Origin of the sequence: Mycobacterium hippophais, from assembly GCF_027529605.1 — a bacterium.
Lineage (GTDB): Bacteria > Actinomycetota > Actinomycetes > Mycobacteriales > Mycobacteriaceae > Mycobacterium > Mycobacterium arseniciresistens.
In genome coordinates this window covers 23155-36249 of the sequence record NZ_JAPZPY010000009.1, presented here as the reverse complement: position 1 = coordinate 36249, position 13095 = coordinate 23155, and the positions used below count along the sequence as shown (strand labels likewise).

Below are 13095 nucleotides of genomic sequence, written 5' to 3'. Positions count from 1 at the left end.
GCGGGTTGCTGTCAGACCGTGACGGCTGCGAGCGCCTCGGCGAGATAGGCGTTGAGCTCTTCGGCGCTGCCGCTCAGGCGGGCCTTCACGTCCGTGGAGTCCTCGTCGGCGAGCACCTCGAAAGCGCCTGAGGCGACACCGTCGTACGCCTGCGCCACCACGCTCGCCGGACTGCTCTTCGGCACCTCGAAGCGGGTCACCATCGCGGTGTCGATCATCCCGACGATCAGCCCGGTGACGCTGGTCCGCTGCGACGCCAGTTCGGCCCGTAAAGCGTTGGTGGCCGACCACATCGCGGCCTTGGATGCCGCGTAGGCCGTCGGCATCGGGATCCAGGCGGCCAGTGACAGCACGTTGAGCAGGGCGCCGCCGCCATTGGCGGCCAGCACCGGTGCGAACGCCTTGGCGACGCGCAGGTTGCCGAAGAAGTTGGTCTCGAAGATCCGGCGCGCGACGTCCTCGTCGCCGGTCAGGACTGAGAAATCCTCCTCGGGTGCGACGGCTGCGTTGTTCACCACGAGGTCCACGTCCGTCGCGGCCGCCGCAGCGTGGGCGACGGAGGCCGCGTCGGTCAGGTCGAGCCGCAACGGCACCACGCGGCCGTCGTTCCAGTCCCGCGGCGTCCGGGCGGTCGCGTAGACCCGTCGCGCCCCGCGTTCGAGGGCCTGTCGTACGAATTCACCGCCGAGACCGCCGTTCGCTCCGGTGATCAGCACCGTCCGACCCTTGAGTTGCTCCGTCATCGTGACTCCCGCCGTAGTGTGTTGTAAGTGGGGTATGTCCCCACCTACATAAGTGGGGAGCATCCCCAGTTATTCCAGGGAGTGGAGGTCGACTCGGTGGCCACAGTGTCGCGTCCGCTCCGCGCCGACGCCCGCCGCAACCGCGAGGCGATACTGCGCGCTGCTCGAGTGGCGTTCGACACCGAAGGGATCTTCGCCCCCATCGACGGCATCGCCACCGCCGCCGGCGTCGGCAACGCCACCCTGTACCGCAACTTCCCCACTCGGGACGACCTGCTGGCCGCGGTGATCGAGGACAGCGTGGCGGACCTGCTTGCGGAGGCCGACGGGTTCGAACGCGATCGGTCGGTCGATGATGCGCTGCGCGAGTGGCTCTTTCGGCTCGCATGGCGACTGCGGATTTGGCACGACCTGCCGACCTGCATCGCCGGCGCGCTGGACGACGCCGATTCGCCGGTCAAGCACGTCAACACGAGGCTCACCGACCGCACCCGTGAGTTCCTACAGCGGGCCCGTGATCACGGATCGGCGTCGGCTTCCGTCACCGCCGAGGAACTGTTCGAACTCGTCACGGCGGTGTCCTGGGCCATCGACCGGTTCGGCGACAAGCCGAAGCGCGCGCGGCGCCGGGTGGCGCTGGCGACCGCCGGGGTGTTCACACCGCGATAGGCCTCGGTCGATGCGGGGGCTAGCCGGCATTTGATATCTCGGTCCATTGCTTCATGTCGACAACCGCGTTCTCGCTCGGCTTCGCTGATCCCGATACCGGTATCGGCTTCGCCTACCCGACGAACAAGGCCGGCTTCCATCTGTACAACGACCCGCGCGAACTCGCGCTAGGCCAAGCGCTGTTCCATGACATCGTGGGTGCGAGGTCGCAGGTCTGACTACTGCCGCGCCATGGCCACCCGGAAGCGTTCGTCTGGCTCGATGTAGTGGTCGGCGTCCTTGGCATCCTCGCCCAGGTCGATTCGAATCCAGTTGATCGTGCCGCTGAACTTGCTCGTGTGGGCCGTGTAGTCGGGGCTCACCGTGGTACCGGATTCGTAGCCGATGTCCGTCGTCTCGTCGGCGGAGAAGATGAAGCCCTGGGTCTGATCGATCCGACCCTTGCCGACTTCCCTGCCATCGCTGTAGAGCACGACGTCACCGCCCTTGCCCATGCCGCCACCGTCATAGGAGAACTCCATGCGTATCCGGGTGGTGCCCTTCGGGATCGGCTCGGTGGCCTCCACATCGAAGGACTTGATGCCCAGCACGTTGTAGTGGAATTTCGTTTTCCCGCCTTTGGCGTACAAACTCCAGCCGCCGAAACGGCCGCCCTGAGCGATGATCACCCCCTCTGCCGCCCCAGCAGGGATCTCGAGTTCCGACGTGACCGAGAACGACTTGTTCTTGATGTCGACCACGCTGTTCTCCGAAAGCCGGCCCATTCCCGGGAACAGCAGCTGCGAGTTCCCCTTGATCAACGACGGCCGGCCGGCCGTCGTCGGGTTGATGCGCTCGATCTGGCGGTCGTCGAGCGGGAGCACGTTGTACTTGACCGCCTCGATCAACCAAAGCCGTTGCAGCTCGTGCAATTTCTCGGGGTTCTGCTCAGAGATGTCGTTGGACTGCGTCCAGTCGACGCTGCCGTCGTACAGTTCCCAGACATCGTCGTCGAAGGCAGGCATCACGGCTCCGCCCATCTCCCACGGCGTGCGGTGCTTGGTTACCGCACTCCAACCCTTGTGATAGATGCCGCGGTTGCAGAACATCTCGAAGTACTGGGTCTCGTGCCGCTCCGGCGCGTCGGCGTCCCTGAAGCTGTACAGCAGGCTGGTGCCCTCGTATGGGCTCTGCATGACGCCGTTGACCATCGTGGGCGCGGGAATACCCGCCGCCTCCAGCACAGTGGGCGCGAGGTCGATGACGTGGGTGAATTGGTTGCGGACGCCGCCCTTGTCTTCGATTCCCTTGGGCCAGTGCACGATGGTGCCGTTGCGGGTGCCGCCCCAGTGCGAGGCCACCTGCTTGGTCCACTGATAGGGCGTGTCCATCGCCCAGGCCCACCCCACCGCGTAGTGGCCGTAGGAGGCTTCGCCGCCGAACTCGTCGAGCTTGGAGGCCAGGAACTCGGGGGTCTCGAGAGTGGCCATGCCGTTGAAGTTGGCCATCTCGTTGAACGAGCCTTGAAGCGTGCCCTCCGCCGATGCGCCGTTGTCACCGATGATCACATAGACGAGCGTGTCGTCCAGTATCGGTCCGAGGGCTTCGATCAATCTGCCGACGTGGTGATCCGTGTGCTCCAGGAAGGCGGCGTACACCTCCATCTCGCGTTCCAGAGCGGGCTTGAGCGCAGGATCCATCTCGTCCCAGGCCGGGATCTCCGCGTGGCGCGGCGTGAGCACCGCGTCCGCGGGAATCACCCCCAGTTCCTTCTGCTGCCCGAAGGTGATCTCGCGCTGGCGGTCCCAGCCGTGCGCGAACTTTCCCTTGTATTTGTCGATCCAATCCTTCGGCACGTGGTGCGGCGCATGCGTGGCGCCGGGTGCGAAGTACATGAAGAACGGCTTGTCCGGCAGCAAGGCCTTCTGCTGACGCACCCAGTTGATCGCCTTGTCTGCGAGATCCTCGGTCAGGTGATACCCCTCGGCCGGGGTCTTCGGCGGTTCGATCGGGGTGGTGCCCTCATACAGCGCCGGGTCCCACTGATTGTTCTCGCCGCCGATGAAGCCGTAGAAATACTCGAACCCGCCGCCCCCGGTCGGCCACGCGGTGAACGGTCCTGCCGGACTGGTCTGCCACACCGGCACCTCGTGACACTTGCCGAACTGGGCCGTCGAATAACCGTTGAGCTTCAACGTCAACGCCAACGGCGCCTTCGTGTTCGGCAACACGGAGGTGTAACCGGGCGCTGCGGTGGCGGTCTCGGTGATGTTGCCCATGCCCACCGAATGATGGTTGCGGCCTGTGAGTAGCGCCTGGCGCGTCGGCGAACACAATGCGGTGGTGTGCAACCGTGTGTACTTCAGCCCACCGGAGGCGAGCTTCGCGAAGTTCGGCGTCTCGCACGGGCCGCCGAACGCGCTGCTGGCGCCGAAGCCGACGTCGTCGATCAGGACGACCAGAACGTTCGGCGCGCTCGCCGGCGGCCGGACATCCCTGATCGGCGGATAGGTGGTGTCAGGGTCTTTCGCATCGTAAGTTGTCAGCCCGACGTGCGGCACGTCGGGAATCGGCAGGATGTCGCGCTTTACCTCGGACTGATGGGACACCGGCGACGTGCCGGCCTGACCGTTGGGTTGTGCTGATGACGTCGCCATCATGGTCCTCTCGCGAGAGAATGAGTGCTCCGACCGAGCGCTTTCGGCGACGCAGCATGAGCAGAATGACTGGCCTCGGAGTGGCAACGCGGTCCCGCGTTGCACCATCGAGGAGCGGGATGTTGAATGCGTGCCCGGGTCGCCCGCCGGCCGCCGAGCCCCTACGTTCCGTCCTTAACCGAGGGGATGATCGTTGCCGGTGATTCCGGACAGCGCCCTCGCTTTCATCCCTTCGGTCAGACTAAATTGTCGACCTGGTAAGCGAGGGCTTTTGAACACCGCGGATTCTCCGCGCACTGTCGGCGACTGGTGGTCCGGTGTCAGCCTCGGGCGCTCGAGGCCGGCACGTCCTGGTTGACCCGCGGCGGACAGGCCGGTCTCGGCCAATTCTGCGTGTGCCGCCCGCCGGGTGTGATCGACGACGGCCAAGAATGTCGTGACAGCGATGTGACGGTGACGATTCAGCGACCGTCAAAGGTTGCGTGGCCCGGTCCGGCGTCAAGAAAGCTCGCCACCGCACCTTGCAGGTCTTCGGTACCGAACAGGGCGCCGGACACCTCGGGGGTGACCGCGTCGGCGTGTCCAACACCGCCCGACCGCCACGCCGCGATGATCTCCTTGGTCGCCGCATTCGCCTTGGTCGGTCCGTCTGCGAGGCGGTTGGTGAGTGCATGGGCGGCAGCGTCGACGTCGTCGTGAACGGCGTTCACCACGCCCCAGTCAGCCATGGTGGCGGCGTCATAGAGATCACCCGTCATGACGAGCTCCCGCGCGCGGCCGGAGCCGGCCCGCTCCGCGAGCCGCTGCGGTCCGCCCATCGACGGCGTCAACCCGACCACGATCTCGACGAGTCCGAACTTGGCCTTCGGCGCCGCCAGAATGATGTCGCAGCCGAGCGCGATCTCGAACGCCGCTGTCAGAGTGAGGCCGTGGGCTGCGTACACCACCGGGCACGGCAGCTGCTCGAGCGGATGAATCACTTCAGCGAACAGTCGACGCCAGAGGTCGGCGCCCTGTTCCGCGGTCAACCCCTGGAAGACATGGACGTCGACGCCCGCCGAGTTGACCTTGCCCTCAGCGCGCAGCAGCACGGCGCGTGGCGGGTTCGCGGTCACTTCCGCGATGCGGGCGACCAGAGAGTCGAACGTCGCTTGGTCGAACAGGTTCAGCGGGCCGTTGTCGAAGGTCAGCGTCACCACGTCGGCGCCCGCGGGCGTGGTGGTTGCTTCGAGCACGATCGGATTAGTCGACACGGCCCTCACAGTGCCACACCGCGTTACAGCCGCTGTGTCGATGCCCGGACCGACATCACGTCCTACTTGTCCGAGTCGTCCTTCGAATCGTCGTCCGACTTGTCGGCGGAGTCGTCCTTCGAGTCGTCCGACTTGTCGTCGTCCTTCGACTTGTCCTTCGAGTCGTCCGAGTCGTCCTTCGAATCGTCATCCGACTTGTCGTCAGACTCCTTCTTCTCCTTCTCTGCCTTCTTCTTCTCCGCCTTCTTCCTGGCGGCCTCCACCAACTCGAGCGCCTCGTCGTCAGTGCATTCCGTGCCGGCGTCTTTAAACTGCTGTTTGACGGCCTTCACGGCCTCGTCGTCGCTGACGTTGAGTGGCACCTCGACGTCTTCGGGCAATTCCGCATCATCCTCGTTCGCCCGCTTGTTCAGATCGTCGATCACGTCCGGGTCTACTTCGTCTTCCGCCATACCGCTACCTTAGGAAGTCGGCCGGCAATCCGTGGTCGCTTCGGCTTCATGCTCTAGACACGCACCTCGATAGGCACTCTGATCGGAGAAGTCGGGCATGAATTCCTCGAAGAGCGTCGACGGCGCGCAACGATCGCAACCGCGTTGGCTGGCCATGGGCAGCTTGTCCGTTGTCGGTGGAGTGCTCGTCGGACTGAACGCGCTCTTCATCCTGTTGGTCGCATTCGGGAACATCACCGATTTCGCCACGAATCAGGCGTTCGTTCAACACGTTTTGTCAATGGACACGGCGAACTTCGGTGCGCCGGCGGGGCAGAAGCTCGACCCGTCGGTGATGTGGCACGCGATCGAGTCTCGGCCGCTCCAGAATGCCGCGTACATCGGCGTCATCGCGTGGGAACTCCTCGCCGGTGTGGCACTGGCAGCGGCGACTGTCTGGTGGTTCGCACGTTCGGCGCGAAACAGGAGGCGGGCACGCGCCCTGGCGACCATCGGGCTGACGATGATCGTCGTGCTGTTCTTCGGGGGCTTCCTCGCCGTCGGCGGCGAATGGTTCCAGATGTGGCGTTCGTCAGATTGGAACGGGTCCGATGCCGCGTTCCGCAACGTCGTCATCGCGCTGTTCTCGCTGCTCGTCGTCCACCTGCCTCCTGCACCGGATGATGCTCAGGCCGGAGACTGACCACACCGCAGTGCATCTGGCCGGCCGCGCCTTCTACTTGAAAGGGTTGAAGGTGCGGCCCATCACGTACCGAATGCGTTGCGGGACGGGGCGTATCGCCGCGGCGGTGAGCTTGTTGACGGTGCCCGGCACGCACACCGGGCTGCCCTTGGTGACGGCGGCCCATCCCTCGCTGACGACAGCATCGGGCTGCTGCCACAAGAACCCGGGCAACTTGTCTGCGGCGTCACGAGTGCCCATCACGTCGTGGAACTCGCTGTGGGTGAAGCCGGGGCAGAGCGCGGTCACGTGGATGCCGTGAGGCTTGAGCTCCATGTCGAGGGACTGGGACATGTTGAGCACGTAGGCCTTGATCCCGGTGTACAGCAGACCCTCCCCGGGCGGGGCCATCGCAGCCAGTGAGGACAGGTTGACGATGCGGCCCCATCGGCGTTGCTTCATTCCCGGGATCACCCGGTGGGCGAGCTCGGTCGTGGCGGTCACCATGAGCTGGATCTCGGCGGCCACCGATTCCCACGGAGTCTCGGAGAACTTCGTGCTCGACGACAGTCCGGCGTTGTTGATGAGCACGTCAATGGGCAAGCCGATCTTCTCAGCGTGATCGATGATCGCGGCTGGGGCAGCGGGGTCGGTCAGGTCGGCGGTGAAGACCTCGCCGCGTCCACCGTGCGCCTGACGCAGCTCGGCTGCCAGTTCTTTCAGACGCTCGGCGCGACGCGCGACGAGCAGCACGTCGAAACCCTGGGCGGCGAGATGGCGGGCGAAGGCGGCTCCGATACCGGCGGAAGCTCCGGTGATGAGGGCGGCGCGTCGATGAGTGGTCATGGGACTCTCCTCTCTCTTGATGTTGAGTCTTCGTGGCGCGACAGGCATGTGCGCCGATGCGCGCAAATCGGTCAGGCCGCGGTTCGCCGCGCTCCGACGTGGCGGTCCAGGAACGCGATCTGATCGGTCACGATCTGCTCGAAGTGCGGGTCCAGGTAGGGCTCGAAGTGCGTGCAGTCATACGACCGCACCTCACCCTTCGGGATGCGCGCCGCGATCTTCTGCGCCTTCGCGAAAGGAGTGACGTCGTCCTTAGTGGCCAGCTGCACCAGCGTAGGGGCGGTGATCTTGGCGGCGTGACGGCCCGGAGAATAGAACGGAACCCCCAGGGCGATCCGCGCGGCGACGTCATTCTCCGCGAGCAGTTCCTCGCGACGGTCCCCGGCCATCCGTTCCACCAGGTCCGCCGCCCCCGGGGAGGTCATCATCGCAACGTCGCCCGGTCGTCCAATGGCGGCCACCCGGTAGGGCGGACGTCCCAGCCAGTCACCCACCTGGTCGCGCAGACCCGCGAGAATCAACCGCGACACCAGCTTCGGGGATTGGGCGAACGCCGACGCTGGGCCGGTGACGTGCGGCACCTGCACGATTGCCGCGGCGAGGTCGTGGTCGTGGCTGGCCAGTACCAGGACGTGCCCGCCGCCGAAGGAGGAACCCCAGCCCACGACCCGGGTGTTGTCGACACCGTCGAGCTGGCGGGCGTAGGCGATGGCAGCCGACCAGTCCGCTTGCTGGGCTTTGATGTCCAAGACTCGGCGGGGCTCCCCGCCGGATGCGCCCCAGAACCGGTAGTCGAACACCAGCGCGGCGTAACCGGCCTGGGCGAACCGTTCGGCGTAGGCGTCCAGCCGCAGTTCCCGGAACGCGGCGAAACCGTGCGCCATCACAACGATCGGCGGATTGGCGACGCCATCGGGCCGGTACAGCCACGCCGCGCAGGGCGTGCCGTCGGAGTCGAAGGTGACGTCGTGTCGAACGTAGCTGCGTGGATGAGTCACGAAATGTCCCTCGTCGAGTATCTTGAATGGTATTCAAGGGAACATAGCAGTCTCTTGAACGGCATTCAACAAATGTGACCCACCGGTCGACGGAAGGACGCCATGGCGCGCAACAAGCGTCCCCAAGCCGCTGACGAGAAGCGGGCTGAGATCGTGGCCGCGGCACGGCAGCTGTTTATCGACGCCGGCTACGACGCCACGTCGATGAGCCGACTCGCGAAGGAAGCCGGGGTGGCTCCGAACACGATCTATTGGTACTTCGGCGACAAGGACGACGTCTTGATCGCGGTCCTGAATGCCGTCATGGCCGACGTGTGGCCGCAGTACCAGGAGGTTGCGAGCGACCCGATCGCGGCCCGGCTGCTCTGGGTGGCCGGGCAGCTCACGGAGATGAGTCGCCTCGTGACGACGGTGCACGCCCGTGTCGAGCACTCACCGGCCGTTGCCGAATGGCATCGAGATTTCCACGCGATCACCGGGAGCCTGTTCCGCTTCGAACTCGAGAACGCGGGAGTCTCCGCCCAGACGGTGGACGCCGAAGTGATGATCGGCATCTTCACCATCGAAGGACTTCTCATGCACCACCTGGAGGAAAGCGAGCAGCGTGCCATCTGTGACGCCCTGGCTTCGCGGTGGACTCCCGCACAGTCGCACCAGATCTAAGGGCTACAGGGGTAGCGTCTCGTTGAACCAAGGATTCGGCGAACAGCTCCGCATCGTGGCGTTGCAGGCCACGCAAAGCATAAGGGGGAAAGTCGATGTCCCCCAAATGGTTTGAAATCGGGTATAGGCCTCTGAGGGATGCGAAGATCGGACGCCGATCCTTTCTGTTCCTTACCGGTGCTGTCGGCGCGGGGCCCCTGCTGGCGGCTTGCGCTGAATCCTCGCGACCACCCGGCGTGAGTGCGATACCGCCGATGCCCGTCTACGCGGCGGCCCTCAACGAGCAGATCCCACCCATTCTGAAAGAAAACGGGATCCCCGGTGCGATCGTGTTGATCCGCAGCCCCGAAAAGGGTGATTGGAGCGCGACATTCGGTGTGGCCGGCATCGGAAGCAGCGCGCCGCCCTCGATCCACGAACACGTCCGCATAGCCAGCATCACCAAGTCGATGACAGCCACCGTCATTCTGCAATTACAACAAGAGGGCGAGCTGGCGATCACCGATTCGATATCGCGTTACATACCTTCGGTTCCCGACGGCGACAGCATCACCATTCAGCAGCTGGCAGAGATGCGCAGCGGGTTGTACAGCTACGCCGATGACCCCGAGTTCGCCGCCACGCTGGAGAAGCACCCCGACACCGTCTGGACCCCGCAGCAGCTACTCGGAATTGCGTTCACCCACCCTCAGAACTTCCCACCGGGCAGCGGGTACGAGTACAGCAACACCAACTACGTGCTGCTCGGCTTGGTCATCGAGAAGGTCACGGGCATGACGGCGGCGGCTGTGCTGCAGGCCCGGATCTTCGATCCGCTCGGCCTGCGCAACACGATGTTGCCGGCCGCCGCCGATGCTGCGTTGCCCGATCCGCATCCCCGCGGATACATGTGGGGGCCCAACGAGGCGTTCGACGGACCACTGCCCGAGGCTCAGCTGAAGGCGGCGCTGGCCGGGAATCTCCAGCCCGCCGATCACACGAACGACAATCCATCGTGGGCATGGACGGCCGGTGGTGTCATCTCTCGGGCAGAGGACGTCGCCGACTTCATCGAGGCGATGGTGGCCGGACCGCTGCTCGACGACGCGACCCGGCAGTGGCGGCTGGAGAACTTGAAGCCAACGGACCCGTCCGATCCGGGTGGCGCGTCCAAGCTCGGGTTCGGAACCTACGGATTCGGATTGGAGGGAGCAGGTCCGATGTACGGCCATCCCGGGAACATCGTCGGCTTCTCCGGGCTCGCCGCTCATGACCCGAGGGCCGGCACCACGGTGGTCATTCTGACGACGGTGTATCTCACCCCGCAGGGCGATTCGCCGCAGAATGCACTCTTCGCGCCGATTCTCAGTCAGCTGTATCCAGATGTGGCGGCGCAGCTTCCCGGTGGATCCCCGACCGCCACACTCTCCCCTTCGACGTCGGCCGAACTCGACAGCTCGACGTCTGTGCCGCCCACCAGCTCGACGGGGCCGGGCCGCTGAAGCGGGCGACGATTCGAATGGCCAGCGGACGCCTGCGAACCTCAGGGTGCTGAGGTATCAGATGGATCGAGGCACCTTCCGAGCCTCCGGAAAGTGCCTCTGACCTGTGTCGGGCTAACAGGATTTGAACCTGCGACCACTTGACCCCCCAGTGAGTCGGACACTGTGAACGGGTGTTCTACCGCGTCCAATACGTCCAGTCCAGCATCGCGCCGCCGTCCAACCGGTGATGCCGTGTCCACCCAGATCGGCGATGACGAGCATCGCGAATGGAGACGCGTATTCGCCGATGAATTCGCAGCGCCCGCCGGTGAGCGCGCAGTCGAACTGGCGGTCGGCGAGCCGCCACATGAAGTCTTCGTTCTCCTTGAGTAGCTTCGGAGTGAGCATTCTCGACAGCAGCGCTCGGTGCGCGGTGTGTACCGGCGCGTCGAAGGTCGGCAGTTGGTCGCTGAACGGCACCTCGTCGCGGTGCAGGGCGATCAGTTCGGAGACCTCGTCTCCTTCGAGCGGCACGGGGAACCCGGGGAACGGACCGGTGACCGAGATGCACGACGAGAACCGCGCCGTGTCGTTGTAGATGGCGACACCCTCGTGTACCCGGTCACCATCACCACGTCGTGGTGAGGCTCGCGGCGCAGCGGGCACTCGTCGCGCAGACCGGCGAGGTAGTCGCAGGGTCGTGCAGTAACTCGTTGTCGGTGAAGCAGTCGACGGCGTCGAGTTCACCACCGCCGGTGGTGGTTGACGGCGCCGGGGTCACTCCGCACCCCCGGCGCCGTCAAAGCTCGGCACGGTGCCCGTGTTGGGCAATTCCATCTGCAGATAGACGGCTATCCGACGCACTTTGTCGTCGGCATCGAACTCGTAGACCGAGACGGTGTTGACCACGCTGCTGAAGTCGCCGACGCGACTTCGCTCTTCTAGTTCGAGGAACACCAGATCCGGCGTCTCGGTGACCCGTTGGAACGAGCAGTTCCAGTCCGCTGACCTCGCCCAGTTCGTCAGGAATTCCGCGTATTCGGCCCAGTTCATCACCTCCTTGAACGGGCCGATGCGCACGAACTCGTCAACGGCGATTAGCTCGGCAAGTGGCGCCCAGCTCTCGACAGAGAACCCGGGTTGCTTTGCGCTGTCGACCAATCGCTTGGCGATCTGGCTGTACTCCAGCACGGTGCGGGATCGTCCCGTCACGGTCGCAAGGACATCTGCGATCGTCAATTGATCCTTCTTTCAGGGGATTTGGCGCTACTGGTGGAGGTCAGGATTTCGCGGCGTCGGCCATGTAGCGGTCGATCACCGTGTGGAAGTGCGCAATGACCACTTCCTCTTTCACCAACGACATGTGGTCAAGCCGGTCGTTACGCAATCCGCGTTGCTGGCGCGGCATTTGCACGTAATCCTGGTGAAGGGCCTCGAAGTATTTGTAGCTTCCGGGCTCGTCCACCACGATCGGTTCGGCGCGGAACGCGTCGCGGTGCTCGGGCGGCAGGTACATGTAGCTCGCGACATGCCAGATGCAACGGTTGGGATCACCATCGGGGTGCGGGGCCGCCGTAATCACGTGGCATTCGCCGGCGCGCACGGTCATGAAGTAGTTGGGGAACAGCACCCATCCCTGGTTGTCGCTCATCTGGTTGTCGGTCAGTTCACTGACATCGAGTCCCATACCGGTCAGGACGTCGCGGGTGGCCTCTTGCAGCAGCCCGCGGGCAGTGGTGCCATCCGGGAACTCCACCTCTCCGTCCTTACCCTGGTAGGGCGCGACGAGTTCCTGGAAGCGCGGAATCACCGCCGCGGTGCCGGGGAATGTCTCAGGAAGCGCCATGATCCCGTCGACCTGCTTCTGCGCACCGGCGCCCTGCACCTCGAAGGGTGCGACCGCCACACTGTGGCGCTCGAAGAACTGGTACCGCGCTGTCTTTGGGTTGATGTTCAGGACCGCGAGCAACTGGGGATGGATGCCGTTGATGTGGTAGCCCTCCTCGAAGGCGTCCATGACGACCTTCCAGTTGCAGTCGATGGCCTCCTTCACATCCATCACCGTGGTGAATTGATCGATGTGGTAGGGCTCGAGCAGGCGGTAGACCTCCTCGCCCAGGTACTCGCGCAGCGGCCTGGCCTGGGGGTCGGGGTTGAGGAAGATGAATCCGGCGAATGTGTCGACGGGCACCTCGTATAGGGAGTTCTCGTTCTTGTCGATCTGGCCGGCAAGGTCTTCCCGCAGCACGCCGCGCAGCTTGCCTTCCAGATCGTAGGACCACAGATGGTACTGGCAGAGAAAGCCTCGCTTTGCGTTCCCGGTTTCGTTGATACACAAAGCGTTCCCACGGTGCCGGCAGGCATTCACGAATCCGCGAAGCTTGTCGTCTTTCCCTCGGACGATGACGTACGACTGGTCTTGGATGTCGCACTTCTTCCAGTCGCCGGCTTTCGGCAGGTCTTCGGCGCGGCCGACGATCTGCCACACGCGCATCCAGATCGCTTCCCTCTCCCGCTGCGCGTATTCGCGCGAGGTGTAGCGGTCTGTCGGGATTGTCATGTTGAACGTTCCCGGCTGGACGTCTTCCAGACCGAGACCCAGCCCGGAGTCGGGGTCCAGCCAATCTCCGGGTCGCGTTGCTGGCATCAAGGGAGTCCTCCTCAGTCGGTGAGACCACGCGGCGGGTGCTGGTTTCCGACACTCAACGGGG

The 13095-nt window shown here is 64.6% G+C and carries 12 protein-coding genes and 2 pseudogenes; 5 read left to right on the top strand and 9 right to left on the bottom strand.

Going from position 1 to position 13095, the window contains the following annotated elements; translation table 11 throughout:
- Positions 1–11: 11 nt before the first annotated feature.
- A complete protein-coding gene (locus tag O6P37_RS18700) occupies positions 12–743 on the bottom strand; it encodes an SDR family oxidoreductase (RefSeq protein WP_269895486.1) in 732 nt (243 codons plus the stop codon).
- Positions 744–839: 96 nt separating this feature from the next.
- Between O6P37_RS18700 and O6P37_RS18695 the strand changes: the two genes are divergently transcribed.
- Positions 840–1412: a TetR/AcrR family transcriptional regulator gene (locus O6P37_RS18695; RefSeq protein WP_269895485.1), complete on the top strand. Its 573-nt coding sequence runs from the start codon at positions 840–842 to the stop codon at positions 1410–1412.
- 71 nt (positions 1413–1483) lie between these two features.
- Positions 1484–1630 (top strand): annotated as a pseudogene (locus O6P37_RS18690) (EstA family serine hydrolase); the annotation flags it as partial.
- Here the strand turns inward: O6P37_RS18690 and O6P37_RS18685 are convergent.
- From O6P37_RS18685 to O6P37_RS18675, 3 genes are all read right to left on the bottom strand, one after another.
- Complete coding sequence (locus O6P37_RS18685) at positions 1631–4048, bottom strand: arylsulfatase (RefSeq protein ID WP_269895484.1); 2418 nt, start codon at positions 4046–4048, stop codon at positions 1631–1633.
- Positions 4049–4509: 461 nt separating this feature from the next.
- Positions 4510–5310 (bottom strand): enoyl-CoA hydratase/isomerase family protein, encoded by an 801-nt coding sequence (locus O6P37_RS18680; protein ID WP_269895483.1) that lies wholly within the window; start codon positions 5308–5310, stop codon positions 4510–4512.
- 53 nt (positions 5311–5363) lie between these two features.
- Positions 5364–5753, bottom strand: a complete 390-nt coding sequence (locus O6P37_RS18675; protein ID WP_269895482.1) for a hypothetical protein — start codon at positions 5751–5753, stop codon at positions 5364–5366.
- A gap of 97 nt (positions 5754–5850) precedes the next feature.
- On the opposite strand from O6P37_RS18675, the gene O6P37_RS18670 reads away from it, so the two are divergent.
- Positions 5851–6435, top strand: a complete 585-nt coding sequence (locus O6P37_RS18670) for a DUF2165 domain-containing protein (protein WP_269895481.1) — start codon at positions 5851–5853, stop codon at positions 6433–6435.
- A gap of 33 nt (positions 6436–6468) precedes the next feature.
- On the opposite strand, the gene O6P37_RS18665 is transcribed toward O6P37_RS18670, so the two are convergent.
- Together O6P37_RS18665 and O6P37_RS18660 are read right to left on the bottom strand one after the other, a co-directional pair.
- Positions 6469–7260: an SDR family NAD(P)-dependent oxidoreductase gene (locus O6P37_RS18665; protein WP_269895480.1), complete on the bottom strand. Its 792-nt coding sequence runs from the start codon at positions 7258–7260 to the stop codon at positions 6469–6471.
- 71 nt (positions 7261–7331) lie between these two features.
- On the bottom strand, positions 7332–8258 hold the full coding sequence (locus tag O6P37_RS18660) for an alpha/beta hydrolase (RefSeq protein WP_269895479.1): 927 nt from the start codon (positions 8256–8258) through the stop codon (positions 7332–7334).
- 102 nt (positions 8259–8360) lie between these two features.
- On the opposite strand from O6P37_RS18660, the gene O6P37_RS18655 reads away from it, so the two are divergent.
- Positions 8361–8921, top strand: coding sequence for a TetR/AcrR family transcriptional regulator (locus O6P37_RS18655; RefSeq protein WP_269895478.1), 561 nt, complete (start codon positions 8361–8363; stop codon positions 8919–8921).
- 95 nt (positions 8922–9016) lie between these two features.
- Positions 9017–10402, top strand: coding sequence for a serine hydrolase domain-containing protein (locus O6P37_RS18650; protein WP_269895477.1), 1386 nt, complete (start codon positions 9017–9019; stop codon positions 10400–10402).
- A 237-nt stretch (positions 10403–10639) separates the two neighbouring features.
- Here O6P37_RS18650 and O6P37_RS18645 read toward each other — a convergent pair.
- From O6P37_RS18645 to O6P37_RS18635, 3 genes and pseudogenes are all read right to left on the bottom strand, one after another.
- Positions 10640–11165, bottom strand: a pseudogene (locus O6P37_RS18645) (cytochrome P450); the annotation flags it as partial.
- A complete protein-coding gene (locus O6P37_RS18640; protein WP_269895476.1) occupies positions 11162–11623 on the bottom strand; it encodes a hypothetical protein in 462 nt (153 codons plus the stop codon). The gene O6P37_RS18640 and the pseudogene O6P37_RS18645, both read right to left, overlap by 4 nt.
- A 40-nt stretch (positions 11624–11663) precedes the next feature.
- Complete coding sequence (locus O6P37_RS18635; RefSeq protein WP_269895475.1) at positions 11664–13031, bottom strand: aromatic ring-hydroxylating oxygenase subunit alpha; 1368 nt, start codon at positions 13029–13031, stop codon at positions 11664–11666.
- Positions 13032–13095 lie beyond the last annotated feature (64 nt).